Origin of the sequence: Klebsiella sp. 28 (assembly GCF_018223905.1) — a bacterium.
GTDB lineage: Bacteria > Pseudomonadota > Gammaproteobacteria > Enterobacterales > Enterobacteriaceae > Klebsiella > Klebsiella pneumoniae.
This window is the reverse complement of record NZ_JAGRQY010000011.1, coordinates 20,065-36,448: the sequence shown is the minus strand read 5'-3', so window position 1 is coordinate 36,448 and position 16,384 is coordinate 20,065. Positions and strand designations below refer to the sequence as shown.

Sequence of the window (16,384 nt, the reverse complement as noted above, 5' to 3'; positions counted from 1 at the left end):
AATCTATGAAAATTGGCATTATTGGCGCTATGGAAGAGGAAGTTACCCTTCTGCGCGACAAAATCGAAAACCGCCAGACCATCACCATTGGCGGAAGCGAAATCTATACCGGCCAACTTCACGGCGTTGACGTCGCTCTGCTGAAGTCTGGTATCGGAAAAGTAGCGGCGGCGATGGGCGCGACCCTGCTGCTGGAGCGCTGCCAGCCTGACGTGATCATTAATACCGGTTCTGCCGGCGGCCTGGCGTCGACGCTGAAGGTCGGCGATATCGTCGTCTCCGATGAAGCGCGCTACCACGACGCCGACGTCACCGCCTTCGGCTATGAATACGGCCAGCTCCCTGGCTGCCCGGCGGGTTTTAAGGCGGATGAAAAACTGGTGGCCGCCGCAGAGAGCTGCATTAAAGCGTTAGATCTCAACGCCGTTCGCGGCCTCATCGTTAGCGGGGATGCCTTCATTAACGGCTCTGTCGGTCTGGCGAAGATCCGCCATAACTTCCCGCAGGCGATCGCCGTGGAAATGGAAGCGTCCGCCATCGCCCACGTCTGCCATAACTTTAAGGTTCCCTTCGTGGTGGTTCGCGCTATCTCCGACGTGGCCGACCAGCAGTCCCACCTCAGCTTTGAGGAGTTCCTTGCGGTCGCCGCCAGACAGTCCACCCTGATGGTGGAGAATCTGGTACAGAACCTGGCACGTGGCTAAGTCGCTATCCTTCGCGCTTGCCGCGCTGCTGTTACTCGCCCCGGCGTGGCTGCTGGCCGCGCCGCGGGTGATCACCCTCTCCCCCGCCAATACCGAATTGGCCTTTGCCGCCGGGATCACGCCGGTCGGCGTCAGCAGCTATTCCGATTATCCTTCGCAGGCCAAAACGATCGAACAGGTTGCCAGCTGGCAGGGAATGAACCTGGAACGCATCGTGGCGCTCAAGCCAGACGTGGTGCTGGCCTGGCGCGGGGGCAATGCCGAACGCCAGGTTAACCAGCTGCAGTCTCTGGGTATTCATGTCCTGTGGGTACAGACCTCGACCATAGAAGAGATCATCGCTACCCTGCGTGAGCTGGCGCAGTGGAGCCCGCAGCCGGAAAAAGCGCAGCAGGCGGCGCAGGCGATGCAGCAGGAATACGATGCGTTGAAAGCGCGCTATGCCAACGCGCCGAAGAAACGCGTCTTCCTGCAGTTCGGCTCCGCACCGCTGTTCACCAGCGGCCCCGGTTCGATTCAGGATCAGGTGCTAAGGCTTTGCGGCGGCGAGAATATCTTCGCCACCAGCCGCGTTCCCTGGCCGCAGGTGAGCCGCGAACAGGTGCTGGCCCGCCAGCCGCAGGCGATCGTGGTGACCGGGGATGCCAGCCGCATTGCCGAAGCGCAGCGCTTTTGGCAACATCAGCTCACCATTTCGTTGATTGCGTTACACAGCGACTGGTTTGAACGCGCCGGCCCACGTATTATCCTCGCCGCCAAACAACTTTGTGCGGCGCTTGACCAGGTAAAATAATCATCCGGCACACCGGATGTTCAGTGGGAATCAACGATGCTTGTCTATTGGCTGGATATTATTGGCACAGCTGTCTTCGCGATCTCCGGCGTACTGCTAGCCGGAAAACTGCGTATGGACCCATTCGGCGTGCTGGTGTTAGGGGTAGTGACGGCGGTAGGCGGCGGGACCATCCGCGACATGGCGCTGGCGAATGGCCCGGTATTCTGGGTCAAAGATCCCACCGATCTGGTGGTGGCGATGGTCACCAGCATGCTGACCATCCTGCTGGTCCGCCAGCCTCGCCGGCTGCCGAAATGGATCCTGCCCGTTCTTGATGCCGTCGGTCTGGCGGTGTTTGTCGGCATTGGCGTCAATAAAGCTTTTCTTGCTGGCAGCGGCCCGCTGGTCGCGGTGTGCATGGGGGTGGTGACCGGCGTCGGCGGCGGGATTATTCGCGACGTGCTGGCGCGGGAAATTCCTATGATTCTGCGTACCGAAATCTACGCCACCGCCTGTATCGTCGGCGGTATTGTCCACGCCACGGCACACGACACCTTTCATCTCCCGCTGGAGAATTCGGCAATGATGGGGATGGTGGTCACCCTGGTAATTCGTCTGGCGGCTATTCGCTGGCATCTGAAGCTGCCGACGTTTGCCCTGGACGATAACGGTCGGTAACAAAAGCAAAACGGTAACCTTAAGGTTACCGTTTTTAGGGTTTGCTCCCTCCCGCTGGGGGAGAACTCGCTTTAAACGCTGAACGAGGAGCCGCAGCCGCAGGTGCTTTTCGCGTTCGGATTGGTCACGATAAAGCGCGAACCTTCCAGCCCTTCGGTATAGTCGACAGAGCCGCCGACCAGATACTGCAGGCTCATCGGGTCAACCACCAGGCCGACGCCCTGTTTCTCAATGGTCATATCCCCTTCGTTCACCTGATCGTCAAAGGTGAAGCCATACTGGAAACCGCTGCAACCGCCGCCGGTGATATACACGCGCAGTTTCAGGTTCGGATTATCTTCATCCGCAATCAGGTGTTTTACTTTATTGGCTGCGGCTTCGGTAAACTCCAGCGGCAACGCTACGTCATCACTCATTTTCTGCTCCCATTGATACTTCCGGCCGGTTAAAGAATAACCGGACCTTTTGAGCCATTATCTAATACCCTGGTAAATCGTTCAAGTATTCTCCCGGGGAGCCTGCTGCGCTTTTGCCGCCTGCTCGGCTTCCTGCTTCGCCAGAGTACGCTGCAGAATGGTCGAATACAAAGGCTTACCGCCGAGGAATTGCGCCAGTAGTGTTGCGCCAAGGCAGGTAATAATCATTGGCAAAATGAGCTGATAGTTATCGGTCATCTCAAGCACCAGCACGATCCCGGTCAGCGGCGCACGCACCGAGGCGGCGAGCAGCGCCCCCATACCGGCAATCGCGAAGGTGCCGGCATCGAGATGGTAGGCCGGAAACAGCGGAATAGCCGCCATGCCGAACGCCGTGCCCAGCAGCGTGCCGAGCGCCAACATAGGCGCGAAAATGCCCCCTGGCGCGCCGGAAGAGAAGCAGATCAGCGTGGTCACCACGCGGGCAATAAAGATAAACAGCAGCAGTCCGACGGAGAAGTTACCGGCAGCGGCGATAGGGATCAAGTTAAAGCCACCGCCCACCGCGGAGGGCTGCATCAGCCCCAGCAGACCGCAGAGCCCGCCGATTAATCCGCCAATCAACACCCATTTTTTGATGTTGCCGCCGTGGATGCGCTGGAACAGATCCTGAGTGCGCAGCACCAGAAAATTAAACAGCGGGCCAAAGCAGCCAAACAGCATGCCCAGCACCAGATACAGCCATAGGGTATTTACCGGGGCGTTGCTTAGTTTACCCACCTCAATGATCGCCGCTTCGCCGTTGAAAATGCGAAACACAATGCTCGACATGATCACGCCGGTAAACACCGCTTTAATGGAGATCAGGTTGTAGCGGAACTGCGGGCGCATCTCTTCGATGATAAACAGAATACCGGCCAGCGGCGCATTAAAGGCCGCCGAAAGCCCCGACGCCGCACCGGTCGCCAACAGCGTATGCCGCGCTTCCGGACTGCGCATGCGGAAAACGTCCAGCACCATGCGCCCAATGTTGCCGCCAAGCTGTACCATCGGTCCTTCACGACCCAGCACCATCCCGGCGCCAAGGGTCCCCATGCCGCCAACGAATTTCACCGGCAGCACGCGCCACCAGCGCACCGGCCGCAGCTCCTCCAGCGCGCCCTCAATTTCCGGAATCCCGGAGCCGCCGGCTTCCGGCGCAAAGCGACGCACCAGAAAATAGCCGACCATCGCCAGCAGCGCCGACAGGATAAACGCCAGCGGCCAGACCAGATACCAGTGGTCCGCCACCTGCGCCAGCGCGCCGATCCGCTGGTTCTGCACCCAGTTCACGCTCTTTTCAAAGGCGACGCCCACCAGCCCCGCCAGCGTGCCGACCACTGCCGCCATAAACAGCACTGCCAGCGGCGTTTTATCGCGTTGAATCAGACGGCGCACCGCATCGCCGCGACGCACCCGCACAAACTGATGTGCTTCAAAAGAGGGAGTTTCTGCTTTCATGCCGTTATCAATTATTGGTAATACAAATGAAGAGAGCGGCATTTTAGCCGTCCCGGCGCGCTGCGTCGTCAAAAAAATGCCATTGCGGCACATTGTTTCAATTGGGCAAAACTTTCATAACCATCCTGGAATAACTTAGAATAGCCGATAAAACATTTTTCACGAACCAGGACCCTGGCCATGAGCAAATCTGAAAATCTGTATCACGCTGCGCGCGAACTGATCCCCGGCGGCGTTAACTCGCCGGTGCGCGCTTTCACCGGCGTCGGCGGCACACCGCTGTTTATCGAACGCGCGGATGGCGCTTACCTCTATGACGTGGATGGGAAAGCCTATATCGATTATGTCGGTTCCTGGGGTCCGATGGTGCTGGGCCACAACCACCCGGCTATCCGCAATGCGGTGATCGAGGCGGCATCCCGCGGCCTGAGCTTTGGCGCGCCGACCGAAATGGAAGTGAAAATGGCGGCCCTGGTGACCGAGCTGGTGCCGACCATGGATATGGTGCGGATGGTGAACTCCGGTACCGAAGCCACCATGAGCGCCATTCGCCTGGCGCGCGGCTTCACCGGGCGCGACAAAATCATTAAGTTCGAAGGCTGCTACCACGGCCATGCCGACTGCCTGCTGGTGAAAGCCGGTTCCGGCGCGTTGACCCTCGGCCAGCCGAACTCGCCGGGCGTCCCGGCCGATTTCGCCAAACATACCCTGACCTGCACTTATAACGACCTCGCCTCGGTGCGCGCGGCGTTCGAGCAGTATCCGCAGGAGATCGCCTGCATCATCGTCGAGCCGGTGGCCGGAAATATGAACTGCATTCCGCCGCAGCCGGAATTCCTGCCGGGCCTGCGCGCCCTGTGCGACGAATTTGGCGCCCTGCTGATTATCGACGAAGTGATGACCGGCTTCCGCGTGGCGCTGGCAGGCGCTCAGGCTTACTACGGCGTGGAGCCGGATCTGACCTGTCTGGGGAAAATCATCGGCGGCGGGATGCCGGTAGGCGCCTTCGGCGGCCGCCGTGAGGTGATGGACGCTCTGGCGCCCACCGGTCCGGTCTATCAGGCGGGCACCCTCTCCGGCAACCCGATCGCCATGGCGGCTGGCTTCGCCTGCCTGAACGAAGTGGCGCAGCCGGGGGTCCATGAAACCCTGACTGAACTGACTAACCAGCTGGCGCAAGGCCTGCTGGATGCGGCGCGTGACGCCGGGATCCCGCTGGTGGTCAATAACGTCGGCGGCATGTTCGGCATCTTCTTTACCGATGCCGAAACCGTCACCTGCTATCAGGACGTGGTGAAGTGCGACGTTGAACGCTTCAAGCGCTTCTTCCATCTGATGCTGGAGGAAGGCGTGTACCTCGCGCCGTCAGCGTTTGAGGCCGGCTTTATGTCCGTGGCCCACAGCGAAGAAGATATCGACAACACCATCGACGCCGCGCGTCGGGTATTTGCCAAGCTGTAAGGTGCTTGAATGCCTGGTGGCGCAGGGATTTTCCCGGATAAGGCGCATTGCGCCTTATCCGGGCTACCAAATCGCACAGCGCTGTAGCCCCGGTAAGCGGTAGCGCCACCGGGGATTTTGACCTCAGGCGAGAACCAGATCGCTCTGCGGATGACAGGAGCAGGCCAGCACATAGCCGTCGGCGATTTCGGCGTCGGTCAGCGTCATGGTGCTGGTGACGCTGTACTTCCCGGAAACCACTTTGGTTTTGCAGCAGCCGCAGACGCCGGCGCGGCAGGCGACGGTCACCGGCACTTTATTGCTCTCCAGCGCGTCGAGCAGCGTAGTGCCCACCGGCGCGTAAAACTCGCGCGCCGGCTGCAGTTTAGTAAATTTCAGCCCGCTGGTGGCGGCCTCAGCCACCGGGGTGAAGAATTTTTCCTTAAAGAAGCGGGTGACGCCCAGGGCGGCAACATCCTGCTCGACCTTCTCCATATAAGGCGCCGGGCCGCAGGTCATCACGGTGCGGCTGGCTAAATCCGGCACGCTCTGCAGCAGCTCCCGGGTCAGACGGCCGGCGACAAAACCGTGCGTCGCGTTGTGCTCCGCTACCAGGGTGACCGGGTAGTTGCGCCACTCTTCGGCAAAGATTACATCTTCCGGCGAACGCACGTTATAAATCACCTGTACGTCGGCCTGCGGTCGATGCTTAGCCAGCCAGCGGCGCATCGCCATGATCGGTGTCACACCGCAACCGGCGGCCAGCAGCAGGAATTTATCTTCCGCTTTATCGTCGCAGGTAAACTCGCCCATCGCATCGGACAGCCAAAGGTAATCGCCGCGTTTGACCTCGCGGGTCAACCACTGCGAACCCGTACCCTCGTCAATACGGCGAACGGTCAGCGTAATGTATTCGCTGACCCCCGGCGTCGAGGAGAGGGTATAGGCGCGCAGCGTTTCCGCCGAGTTACGCACGCTAACCAGAGCGTACTGGCCAGCGCGGTACGGATAGTAATCGTGGCACAGCAGCGAAAGGGTCCACACGTCCGGGGTTTCCTGGTGAATGTGGTGAACCTGCATCCGCCACGGGCACTGGGAGGTTGGCATAGTCATCAGGGACTCCTTAAGCGCTCAGCAGCTGCTGCATATCTTGTTCCACGGTGGTCACGGAACGCAGACCAAACTTCTCATTGAGGACCGCCAGCAGATCCGGGGTGAAGAAACCAGGCGCCGTCGGACCGGTGACGATGTTTTTCACACCCAGCGACAGCAGCGTCAGCAGGATGACGATCGCTTTCTGTTCGAACCAGGAGAGCACCAGCGACAGCGGCAGATCGTTGACGCCACAGCCCAGTTTCTCCGCCAGCGTGACCGCCAGAATAATCGCCGAGTAAGCGTCATTACACTGCCCGGCGTCGACCAGGCGCGGCAGCCCTTCGATATCGCCAAAGTCCAGTTTGTTGAAGCGGTATTTGCCACAGGCCAGGGTCAGGATCAGGCAGTCATCCGGCACGCTGGTGGCGAAATCGGTGAAGTAGTTACGCTCCCCGCGGGCGCCGTCGCAGCCGCCGACGAGGAAGATATGGCGCAGTTTTTCACGACTGACCAGATCGATCAGCGTATCCGCCGCGCCAAGCAGGGTCTGACGGCCAAAGCCGACGGTGATCAGATGCGGGATTTCGCTGTACGGGAAGCCCGCCATCTGCTGCGCCTGGGCAATGACCGGGGAGAAGTCTTCGCCTTCCAGATGGTTCACACCCGGCCAGCCGACGATGCTGCGAGTCCAGATGCGGTCGTCGTAGGCGCCGACGGTCGGGTCGATGATGCAGTTAGAGGTCATCACGATGGGGCCCGGGAAGCGGGCGAACTCCACCTGCTGGTTTTGCCAGCCGCTGCCGTAGTTGCCAATCAGATGTTTGAATTTACGCAGCTCCGGATAGCCGTGAGCCGGCAGCATTTCGCCATGAGTATAGACGTTGACGCCGGTGCCTTCCGTCTGCTCCAGCAGGTTAGACAGATCCTTCAGATCGTGGCCGGAGATCAGGATGCACTTCCCTTCGGTGGCTTTAACGTTGACCTGAGTCGGCGTCGGATGGCCGTATTTGGTCGTTTCACCGGCGTCGAGGATGCTCATCACTTTGAAGTTCATCTGGCCGATTTCCATCGAACATTCGAGCAGCGCATTCATATCCGCAGGCCAGGTGCCCAGCCATGCCATGATTTTATGGTACTGGGCATAGATAGCGTTGTCGTACTGGCCGAGCACGTGGGCGTGCTCCATATAGGCCGCCGCACCCTTCAGACCGTACAGGCACAGCAGGCGCAGACCGAGAATATTTTCGCCGATGGCGGCTTTATCTTTATTCGGGGTATAGTCCGCCGCCTGACGCTGCAGGTCGCCCAGATCGTCGCTGACCAGCTGCAGGTCGGCGACCGGGCTGTCGACCGCGGCGCTGGCATCGATCGCCAGGCATTGCGCTTTCAGCGCCTCACGCAAGGCAATTGCCTGGCGGGCGTAGCCGACGATGCGCGGGGAATCGAAGTTAACGTTAGTCAGGGTGGAGAAGAAGGCGCGGGGGGCAAAGCTGTCGACCTGATGATCGATAATGCCATATTCGCGCGCTTTAAGCGCCCAGGCGGACAGGCCTTGCAGTGACGCAATCAGCAGATCCTGCAGGTCCGAGGTTTCCGCTGTTTTACCGCACATCCCCTGCGCGTAAGAGCAGCCGTTGCCGGCTGGGGTACGAATGGTTTGTTCACATTGCACACAAAACATGGTCACACCTTTAAAGTTATATTTGATATACATGTTTAAGGTTATGCCGCGCGGCAACGGGTGAAAAGGTATTTCTCAGACAACTTAAAGGGAGATTGATTTAGCGCAAATTTGGCGGCAGGAGGGCTGCCGCCAGCGGGTGCTCAGGCGGTAAAAAAGGCGATCAGGATCGGGACCAGCAAACTAAGCAGAAAACCGTGCACGATGGCGGCAGGGACGATTTCGACGCCGCCGGAACGCTGCAGTACCGGTAAGGTGAAGTCCATCGAGGTGGCGCCGCACAGCCCCAGCGCCGTGGAGCGGCTGCGGCGAATAAGGCCCGGAATTAACATGATGGCCAGCAGCTCGCGACAGAGATCGTTAAAGAACGCCGCGCTACCGATGACCGGGCCAAAGGATTCGGTGAGTAAAATACCGGAGAGCGAATACCAGCCGAAACCGCTGGCCATTGCCAGACCGGTCTTTAACGGCAGACCGAGAATAAAGGCGTTAAGTATCCCGCCGAGTAATGAACTGGCCGTAACCACCACGGCGACGATCATTCCCCGGCGGTTAAGGACTATTTGTCGCAGACTCATTCCATTATTGCGTAATTGGATACCGACGAGGAACAGGAGAAAGATCAACGTATATTCGCTGGCTTCTGTCGCGTGCTGTAAAAAAGGCAGTCTGGTCAGACCGAGCAGAAAACCGAGCACGACCACACCGCACAGCTGCAGCGATTCCAGGGCCATGGCCAGGCGCGAGGGTAATTTCTCCTGACGATGCTGACTGCGCCATGGCATTTTACTTTCCAGCCACAGCAGGGCGGCGATATTACACAGTAAAATGATAACCACGCTCACCGCGGCGTAATGCAATATTGCCAGCAGGTTGCTGGCCAGATTGTCGAGGAACGCCAGGCTGATACCCATAAAAAAAAGGATTACATAGACAATCCAGCTGAGCATGCGGTTTATCAGCTTTAGCGCGGAGGAGTGACGAAGAGGCAGTAAATAGCCGACGACCAGCGGCAACAGAATAATAAAGAGTCCCGAAAACATGAACGATGCAGCCCTTGCATGATGAGAATAGCGCCCATGACACTACCCAAATCACCGGGCCGAGTAAAGCTGTCGCCAGAAAGAAAAAGCCCGGAGACCCGGGCTTTGAAAAGCGTTAATCGCGTTTTTCCAGCAGGGTGCGATACAGCACGCCGCCGAGGATCCCGCCGACGATTGGCATGACCCAGAACAGCCACAGCTGCTGCAGCGCCCAGCCGCCCTGGAAAATTGCCACCGCGGTGCTGCGCGCCGGGTTGACCGAGGTGTTGGTGACTGGAATGCTGATCAAATGGATGAGGGTCAGCGCCAGGCCGATGGCGATGGGGGCAAAGCCCGCCGGCGCATGTTTATCGGTCGCGCCATGAATAACCAGCAGGAAGCCGCAGGTCAGGACAATTTCAATGACGATAGCCGACAGCATGGAGAAGCCGCCCGGGGAGTGTTCGCCATAGCCGTTGGAGGCGAAGCCACTGGCGGCGGCATCAAAGCCGGCTTTACCGCTGGCAACCACGTACAGCACCGCCGCGGCAATAATTCCGCCGACCACCTGAGCGATAATATAGCCAATGACCTCTTTTGCCGGAAAACGGCCGCCGGCCCACAGGCCTAAGGTGACCGCCGGGTTGAAATGCCCCCCGGAAATATGGCCGACCGCAAACGCCATGGTTAATACCGTTAAGCCAAATGCCAGCGCGACGCCGGCAAAACCAATACCAAGCTCGGGGAAAGCCGCGGCGAGCACGGCGCTACCGCAGCCGCCAAATACAAGCCAGAAGGTGCCGAAGCATTCGGCTGCTAATTTTCTGAACATAACCACCTCAATTAAATTGTTTACGCGCACGAGCGGACCGTGCCGGTCTTTATTTATCGTGATAAGGGATGACGATAAAAATAAAGCGGCGTTATTCTAGAGATAATCGCCATCCCGGAGCCAGTTAAATATATTGATATTATTTGATTTAGGGCAAGGTGAGTGGATTCCTTTTGCCAGTTTAGCCTTTCCTTTATCCATGGAAGATTATCAATAGTGTAGATCATAACGCCTGAAATAAAACTATTTTGCTTGATGAATAATCAACAGTCGGTAATAGGCGATAAGTGAGTAATTTTATGAATATATTTAATCCGCTGAATATGAGCCACGGATGCGATTAAGCAGAGTGTCATCTTGCCTCCGCCCTCGCTATACTGTTGATTACTGAAGGAGAGTGGTGGTGTAGCGGAGGGGATATGCTTCTTGAGCGCGTAGAAATCGTCGGTTTTCGCGGTATCAATCGTTTGTCGTTGATGCTGGAGCAAAATAACGTCCTGATCGGGGAGAACGCGTGGGGGAAGTCCAGTCTGCTTGATGCGCTGACCCTGCTTTTGTCGCCGGAGTTCGATCTTTATCACTTTGTTCGCGATGATTTCTGGTTTCCCCCGGGCGACATCCAGGGGCGCGAACACCATTTGCATATTATCCTGACCTTCCGCGAAACGGAGCCAGGCCGCCATCGGGTCCGGCGTTTCCGTCCGCTTCAGCGCTGCTGGGTGCCTTGCGATGACGGGTATCACCGGGTGTTCTATCGCCTGGAGGGCGAGCTCGCCGAAGATGACAGCGTGATGACCCTGCGGAGCTTTATCGATGGTGAAGGCGAAGCGTTGGTGCTGGAGGAGATTGATGAGCTGGCCCGACACCTGGTGCGTTTGATGCCGGTGCTGCGCCTGCGCGATGCGCGCTTTATGCGCCGCATCCATAACGGGACGGTACCGCACTCGCCGCAGATAGAGATCACCGCCCGTCAGCTGGATTTTCTCTCCCGCGAACTGGTCAGCCATCCGCAAAATTTATCGGACGGTCAGATCCGTCAGGGGCTATCGGCCATGGTGCAACTGCTTGAGCATTACTTTGCCGAGCAAAGCAGCGCTCAGACGCGGCATCGCCTGATGCGGCGGCGCTCCCATGATGAACAGCGCAGTTGGCGTTATCTGGATATTATCAACCGGATGATCGACAAGCCCGGCGGGCGCAGCCATCGGGTGATCCTGCTGGGGCTGTTTGCCACCCTCCTGCAGGCGAAAGGGACGGTGCGCCTCGATCGCGACGCGCGACCGCTGCTGTTGATTGAAGATCCCGAGACCCGTCTGCATCCGATCATGCTTTCCGTCGCCTGGCACCTGCTGAATTTGTTGCCGCTGCAGCGTGTGACCACCACCAACTCCGGAGAGCTGCTGTCCCTGACGCCGGTAGAGCAGGTCTGCCGGCTGGTGCGTGAGTCGACGCGGGTATCGGCGTGGCGGTTGGGGCCGGGCGGAATGAATGCCGAAGAGAGCCGGCGCATTGCTTTTCACATCCGCTTCAATCGCGCCTCATCGCTCTTCGCCCGCTGCTGGCTGCTGGTGGAGGGAGAGACGGAAACCTGGGTTATCAACGAACTGGCCCGGCAGTGCGGTCATCATTTTGATGCTGAAGGGGTTAAGGTGATCGAATTCGCCCAGTCCGGCCTGAAGCCATTGATCAAATTTGCCCGCCGGATGGGGATCCAGTGGCACGTGCTGGTGGACGGCGATGAGGCGGGGAAAAAATATGCCGCGACGGTACGAGGTCTGCTTAATAACGATCGCGAGCTGGAGCGCGACCATCTGACCAGTCTGCCGGCGCTGGATATGGAACACTTTATGTATCGTCAGGGATTTGATGACGTTTATCATCGGGTGGCGCAGATCCCGGATAATGTCCCGATGAATATGCGGCGGGTGATCACTAAAGCCATCCATCGCTCATCCAAGCCGGACCTGGCGATTGAGGTGGCGATGGAGGCCGGCCGCCGTGGCGTGGACGCTGTGCCGACGCTGCTGAAGAAAATGTTCTCACGGGTGCTGTGGCTAGCCCGCGGTCGTGCCGATTAATCTCACCGCCGTCGTCATTTACGGCGGCACAAAGCTCTCCGGCAGCTAAACAAAACCTCATTGACGAGAAAAATGGGTGTCCTGTTGCCAACGGGTTTCGATAGAATCACCGCCTGGAGCGGCAGGGAAACAGCAGGAATCGGAATATGAAAGTGAAGGGAAAACGCAGGACCGTCTGGTGGCTGTTGGCGATCGTTGTGCTGGGGCTGGCTATCTGGGGATGGCGGATCCTCAATGCGCCGCTGCCGAACTACCAGACGCTGGTAGTTCGCAAAGGGGATCTCCAGCAGAGCGTGCTGGCCACCGGCAAACTGGATGCCCTGCGAAAAGTTGACGTCGGCGCCCAGGTCAGCGGACAGCTGAAAACGCTGCACGTCAATATTGGCGATAAGGTTAAAAAGGATCAGTTGCTGGGGGTTATCGATCCGGAGCAGGCGCAAAACCAGATTAAAGAGGTGGAAGCGACGCTCATGGAGCTGCGCGCCCAGCTCAATCAGGCGCGCGCGGAGAGCAAACTGGCGCAAGTGACTCTGGCCCGTCAGCAGCAGCTGGCGCAGCGCCAACTGGTCTCGCGGCAGGACCTTGATACCGCGGCCACCGATTTGGCGGTGAAACAGGCGCAGATCGGCACTATTGAAGCGCAAATAAAGCGTAACCAGGCGACGCTCGATACGGCGAAGACCAACCTCGATTACACGCGGATCCTGGCGCCGATGGCCGGCGAAGTGACGCAAATTACCACCCTGCAGGGACAGACAGTGATCGCCGCCCAGCAGGCGCCTAACATTCTGACGCTGGCAGATCTCAGCACCATGCTGGTTAAAGCGCAGGTCTCTGAAGCGGATGTCATCCACCTCAGACCTGGGCAAAAAGCGTGGTTTACCGTGCTGGGCGACCCGCTTACCCGTTATGAAGGTAAACTGAAAGACATTCTGCCGACGCCGGAAAAAGTGAATGACGCCATCTTCTATTATGCCCGCTTCGAGGTACCGAACCCGCAGGGGATCCTGCGCCTCGACATGACCGCGCAAGTGCACATTCAGCTGGCTGAGGTGAAGAACGTGATTACTATCCCGCTGAGCGCCCTGGGCGACGCGGTAGGCGATAACCGCTACCACGTTCGACTGTTGCGCACCGGTGAGGTCAAAGAGCGTGAGGTTATCATTGGCGCCCGCAATGATACCGACGTCGCAGTGGTGCAAGGTCTGGAAGAGGGCGACGAAGTGATCGTCGGCGAGAGCGCGAGCGGGGCGGCAAAATGACGGCGCTGCTTGAGCTGCGAGATATACGTCGCAGCTATCCTTCCGGCGACGGCAGCGTTGAGGTCCTGAAGGGGATCACCCTCAGCATCCATGCGGGTGAGATGGTGGCGATCGTCGGGGCCTCCGGCTCGGGAAAATCGACGCTGATGAATATCCTTGGCTGCCTCGACAAACCCACCAGCGGCACCTATCGGGTGGCGGGAACCGATATCGCGCAGCTGGATGGCGATGCGCTGGCCCGTCTGCGGCGGGAACACTTTGGCTTTATCTTTCAACGCTACCATCTGCTGTCCCATCTGACCGCCGCGCAGAATGTCGAAGTGCCGGCGGTGTATGCCGGCAGTGAACGGCGCGCGCGCCTGGCGCGCGCTCATGAGCTGCTGGTGCGGCTGGGGCTGGGCGAGCGCGCCGACTATCAACCGTCACAGTTGTCTGGCGGTCAGCAGCAGCGGGTCAGTATCGCCCGCGCCCTGATGAATGGCGGGGAGGTGATCCTCGCTGATGAACCGACCGGCGCGCTGGACAGCCATTCCGGCGAAGAGGTAATGGCGATCCTGCACCAGCTAAAAGCGCAGGGGCACACGGTCATCATTGTGACCCACGATCCGCAGGTCGCCGCTCAGGCGGAGCGGATCGTCGAGATCCGCGATGGCGAGATCGTCCGCAACCCGCCCGCCAGCCGCCAGGGCGGCGGACTGCGCGCCCGTCCGCAGGCGGAGCCTTCGGCGTGGCGTCAGTTTACCAGCGGCTTTCGCGAAGCGCTGGTGATGGCCTGGCGAGCGATGGCGGCGAATAAAATGCGTACCCTGCTGACCATGCTCGGCATTATTATCGGTATTGCCTCGGTGGTGTCGATCGTGGTGGTGGGGGATGCCGCCAAGCAGATGGTGCTGGCAGATATTCGCGCCATCGGCACCAATACCATTGATGTATATCCTGGTAAGGATTTTGGCGACGACGACCCGCGCTATCAGCAGGCGCTGAAGTATGACGATTTGCTGGCGATCCAGAAGCAGCCGTGGGTGCGCTCCGCCACGCCAGCGGTTTCAAAAAGCCTGCGCCTGCGCGCCAACAATATTGACGTTGCCGCCAGCGCGGAGGGGGTCGGTCCGCAGTATTTTAATGTCTACGGCATGACCTTTAGCGAAGGTAATACCTTCAATGAACTGCAGCTCAACAGTCGGGCACAGGTGGTAGTGCTCGACAGCAATACCCGTCGGCAGCTGTTTCCCAATAAAGCGAAAGTGGTGGGAGAGGTGATTCTGGTGGGCAATATGCCGGCCACGGTGATTGGCGTTGCGGATGAAAAGCAGTCGATGTTCGGCAGCAGCAAAATTCTCCGCGTCTGGTTGCCCTACACCACCATGGCGGGAAGAGTAATGGGCCAGTCGTGGCTGAACTCCATCACTGTGCGCGTTCATGAAGGCTACGACAGTGAAACCGCAGAGAAACAGCTGCTGCGTCTGCTGGAGCTGCGGCATGGTAAAAAAGATGTATTCACCTGGAATATGGACAGCGTCTTGAAAACCGCCGAAAGGACCACACATACCTTACAGCTGTTCCTGACATTGGTGGCGGTGATTGCCCTGGTGGTCGGCGGGATTGGCGTAATGAATATTATGCTGGTGTCGGTGACCGAACGAACCCGGGAGATCGGCATCCGCATGGCGGTTGGCGCCCGGGCCAGCGATGTGCTGCAGCAGTTTCTCATTGAAGCGGTGCTGGTTTGCCTGGTCGGTGGCGCGCTGGGCGTAGCATTGTCGCTGATGATCGCCTTTATTTTACAGCTGTTTCTCCCCGGCTGGGAGATTGGTTTTTCTCCGCTGGTGCTGCTGACGGCGTTTCTCTGTTCGACGCTGACCGGGGTGCTGTTTGGTTGGCTGCCTGCGCGCAACGCGGCGCGGCTCGATCCGGTGGATGCCCTGGCGCGAGAATAGGCGGGGCGAGAAATAAAAATGCCAGTCAGAAGGACTGGCATTTTATTAGCAGGATGTACACAATGAAGCAAAAGAGTTATGCAGCCGTTTCCGCTTCCACAGGGACGATCACGCTGGCGTGATTGCCTTTTGGCCCCTGGTGAACATCAAACCGAACGGCTTGTCCGGCTTTTAGCGTTCTGTAACCATCCATCTGGATGGTGGAGTAATGGGCGAAAATGTCTTCGCCGCCGCCCTCAGGGCAGATAAAACCGAACCCTTTGGCATTGTTGAACCACTTAACAGTACCCATTTCCATACTTCGACATCCTTCGTAAATCTTTATTAGTAAGATGGAATGAACCGGTGGTGGAGTGACGAGTTGTTCAATTGCTCGCCAACTCTCGCCACTACAATTTAGAGAAATACGAAAACGCGTCAAGCGATTGAGGAGGGGGAACGGCGAAAAATGCGTCAAAATTTGAAGCAGTTAACGCTATTGCCGGGGAATGTGACAGCCGTCGCGGATAGAAGCGATAGATGATAGTTATCTATGATCTATTGTAGATTTGTGATGAGCATAACCTCTGGTCATCGACAGGCCTCCGCCTGTTGGCAACAGCAACCGATGATGAACACTGACGATGAGTAAGAGAGATTGGCTGGACTTCGAGCACCTGGTTGACGACGAAGTTCGTGATGCGATTAAACCGCCATCTATGTATAAAGTGATATTGGTCAATGATGACTACACTCCGATGGAGTTTGTTATTGACGTGTTACAAAAATTCTTTTCTTATGATGTTGAACGTGCAACGCAACTGATGCTCACGGTTCACTATGAAGGTAAGGCGATTTGTGGCGTGTTTACCGCGGAAGTGGCGGAGACCAAAGTCGCTATGGTGAATCAGTACGCGAGGGAGAACGAGCATCCATTGCTGTGTACGCTGGAAAAAGCCTGAATACAGGCATGAAAATTGGGGGA

At 58.1% G+C, this 16,384-nt stretch carries 15 protein-coding genes; 8 read left to right on the top strand and 7 right to left on the bottom strand.

The window, feature by feature from the left end; all coding sequences use genetic code 11:
• Positions 1-5 precede the first annotated feature (5 nt).
• The 3 genes from mtnN to KHQ28_RS02170 are packed head-to-tail and all read left to right on the top strand — an operon-like array spanning position 6 to position 2,157.
• Positions 6-704 carry a 5'-methylthioadenosine/S-adenosylhomocysteine nucleosidase gene (gene mtnN / locus KHQ28_RS02180; protein ID WP_023279270.1) on the top strand — a complete coding sequence of 233 codons (699 nt, stop codon included), beginning with the start codon at positions 6-8 and terminating at the stop codon, positions 702-704.
• A complete protein-coding gene (gene btuF / locus KHQ28_RS02175; RefSeq protein ID WP_002889279.1) occupies positions 697-1,497 on the top strand; it encodes a vitamin B12 ABC transporter substrate-binding protein BtuF in 801 nt (266 codons plus the stop codon). Before mtnN ends, btuF begins: the two co-directional genes overlap by 8 nt.
• 36 nt (positions 1,498-1,533) lie before the next feature.
• Positions 1,534-2,157, top strand: a complete 624-nt coding sequence (locus KHQ28_RS02170; RefSeq protein ID WP_002889277.1) for a TRIC cation channel family protein — start codon at positions 1,534-1,536, stop codon at positions 2,155-2,157.
• A gap of 71 nt (positions 2,158-2,228) precedes the next feature.
• Here the strand turns inward: KHQ28_RS02170 and erpA are convergent, their stop codons facing one another.
• Together erpA and clcA are read right to left on the bottom strand one after the other, a co-directional pair.
• Positions 2,229-2,573, bottom strand: a complete 345-nt coding sequence (gene erpA / locus KHQ28_RS02165) for an iron-sulfur cluster insertion protein ErpA (protein WP_002889275.1) — start codon at positions 2,571-2,573, stop codon at positions 2,229-2,231.
• Positions 2,574-2,654: 81 nt separating this feature from the next.
• Positions 2,655-4,073, bottom strand: a complete 1,419-nt coding sequence (gene clcA, locus KHQ28_RS02160; RefSeq protein WP_004151932.1) for a H(+)/Cl(-) exchange transporter ClcA — start codon at positions 4,071-4,073, stop codon at positions 2,655-2,657.
• Positions 4,074-4,253: 180 nt separating this feature from the next.
• On the opposite strand from clcA, the gene hemL reads away from it, so the two are divergent.
• Positions 4,254-5,534, top strand: a complete 1,281-nt coding sequence (gene hemL, locus KHQ28_RS02155; protein ID WP_002889272.1) for a glutamate-1-semialdehyde 2,1-aminomutase — start codon at positions 4,254-4,256, stop codon at positions 5,532-5,534.
• Positions 5,535-5,657: 123 nt separating this feature from the next.
• Here hemL and hcr read toward each other — a convergent pair whose 3' ends face one another.
• The 4 genes from hcr to aqpZ all read right to left on the bottom strand — a co-directional run bounded on the left by hcr (position 5,658) and on the right by aqpZ (position 10,143).
• Entirely contained in the window at positions 5,658-6,626 is a 969-nt protein-coding gene (hcr, locus tag KHQ28_RS02150) for an NADH oxidoreductase (RefSeq protein ID WP_004147771.1), read from the bottom strand.
• Positions 6,627-6,636: 10 nt separating this feature from the next.
• Positions 6,637-8,289 carry a hydroxylamine reductase gene (gene hcp / locus KHQ28_RS02145; protein ID WP_032419489.1) on the bottom strand — a complete coding sequence of 551 codons (1,653 nt, stop codon included), beginning with the start codon at positions 8,287-8,289 and terminating at the stop codon, positions 6,637-6,639.
• 143 nt (positions 8,290-8,432) lie between these two features.
• Positions 8,433-9,332 (bottom strand): lysine exporter LysO family protein, encoded by a 900-nt coding sequence (locus tag KHQ28_RS02140; protein WP_004147773.1) that lies wholly within the window; start codon positions 9,330-9,332, stop codon positions 8,433-8,435.
• A 115-nt stretch (positions 9,333-9,447) separates the two neighbouring features.
• The gene (gene aqpZ, locus KHQ28_RS02135) at positions 9,448-10,143 is read right to left on the bottom strand and encodes an aquaporin Z (protein ID WP_002896434.1); all 696 of its coding nucleotides are present in this window, start codon (positions 10,141-10,143) and stop codon (positions 9,448-9,450) included.
• Between the two features lie 419 nt (positions 10,144-10,562).
• Here aqpZ and KHQ28_RS02130 point away from each other — a divergent pair, with 419 nt between their 5' ends.
• From KHQ28_RS02130 to macB, 3 genes are all read left to right on the top strand, one after another.
• Entirely contained in the window at positions 10,563-12,221 is a 1,659-nt protein-coding gene (locus KHQ28_RS02130) for an ATP-dependent endonuclease (protein WP_004176693.1), read from the top strand.
• Between the two features lie 146 nt (positions 12,222-12,367).
• Positions 12,368-13,483, top strand: coding sequence for a macrolide transporter subunit MacA (gene macA, locus KHQ28_RS02125; RefSeq protein ID WP_002896440.1), 1,116 nt, complete (start codon positions 12,368-12,370; stop codon positions 13,481-13,483).
• A complete protein-coding gene (gene macB / locus KHQ28_RS02120; RefSeq protein ID WP_032419142.1) occupies positions 13,480-15,420 on the top strand; it encodes a macrolide ABC transporter ATP-binding protein/permease MacB in 1,941 nt (646 codons plus the stop codon). Before macA ends, macB begins: the two co-directional genes overlap by 4 nt.
• Positions 15,421-15,496: 76 nt before the next feature.
• Here macB and cspD read toward each other — a convergent pair whose 3' ends face one another.
• Positions 15,497-15,718 carry a cold shock-like protein CspD gene (gene cspD, locus KHQ28_RS02115; protein ID WP_002896516.1) on the bottom strand — a complete coding sequence of 74 codons (222 nt, stop codon included), beginning with the start codon at positions 15,716-15,718 and terminating at the stop codon, positions 15,497-15,499.
• Positions 15,719-16,043: 325 nt separating this feature from the next.
• Between cspD and clpS the strand changes: the two genes are divergently transcribed.
• Positions 16,044-16,361: an ATP-dependent Clp protease adapter ClpS gene (clpS, locus tag KHQ28_RS02110; RefSeq protein WP_002896520.1), complete on the top strand. Its 318-nt coding sequence runs from the start codon at positions 16,044-16,046 to the stop codon at positions 16,359-16,361.
• The last annotated feature ends 23 nt before the right edge of the window (positions 16,362-16,384 follow it).

What these genes read in the sequence shown, in the direction of transcription:
- mtnN (WP_023279270.1), top strand. Translation starts at nt 6, where the DNA reads ATGAAAATTGGCATTATTGGCGCTATGGAAGAGGAAGTTACCCTTCTG.
- KHQ28_RS02170 (WP_002889277.1), top strand. Translation starts at nt 1,534, where the DNA reads ATGCTTGTCTATTGGCTGGATATTATTGGCACAGCTGTCTTCGCGATC.
- erpA (WP_002889275.1), bottom strand. Translation starts at nt 2,573, where the DNA reads ATGAGTGATGACGTAGCGTTGCCGCTGGAGTTTACCGAAGCCGCAGCC.
- clcA (WP_004151932.1), bottom strand. Translation starts at nt 4,073, where the DNA reads ATGAAAGCAGAAACTCCCTCTTTTGAAGCACATCAGTTTGTGCGGGTG.
- hemL (WP_002889272.1), top strand. Translation starts at nt 4,254, where the DNA reads ATGAGCAAATCTGAAAATCTGTATCACGCTGCGCGCGAACTGATCCCC.
- hcr (WP_004147771.1), bottom strand. Translation starts at nt 6,626, where the DNA reads ATGACTATGCCAACCTCCCAGTGCCCGTGGCGGATGCAGGTTCACCAC.
- hcp (WP_032419489.1), bottom strand. Translation starts at nt 8,289, where the DNA reads ATGTTTTGTGTGCAATGTGAACAAACCATTCGTACCCCAGCCGGCAAC.
- KHQ28_RS02140 (WP_004147773.1), bottom strand. Translation starts at nt 9,332, where the DNA reads ATGTTTTCGGGACTCTTTATTATTCTGTTGCCGCTGGTCGTCGGCTAT.
- aqpZ (WP_002896434.1), bottom strand. Translation starts at nt 10,143, where the DNA reads ATGTTCAGAAAATTAGCAGCCGAATGCTTCGGCACCTTCTGGCTTGTA.
- KHQ28_RS02130 (WP_004176693.1), top strand. Translation starts at nt 10,563, where the DNA reads ATGCTTCTTGAGCGCGTAGAAATCGTCGGTTTTCGCGGTATCAATCGT.
- macA (WP_002896440.1), top strand. Translation starts at nt 12,368, where the DNA reads ATGAAAGTGAAGGGAAAACGCAGGACCGTCTGGTGGCTGTTGGCGATC.
- macB (WP_032419142.1), top strand. Translation starts at nt 13,480, where the DNA reads ATGACGGCGCTGCTTGAGCTGCGAGATATACGTCGCAGCTATCCTTCC.
- cspD (WP_002896516.1), bottom strand. Translation starts at nt 15,718, where the DNA reads ATGGAAATGGGTACTGTTAAGTGGTTCAACAATGCCAAAGGGTTCGGT.
- clpS (WP_002896520.1), top strand. Translation starts at nt 16,044, where the DNA reads ATGAGTAAGAGAGATTGGCTGGACTTCGAGCACCTGGTTGACGACGAA.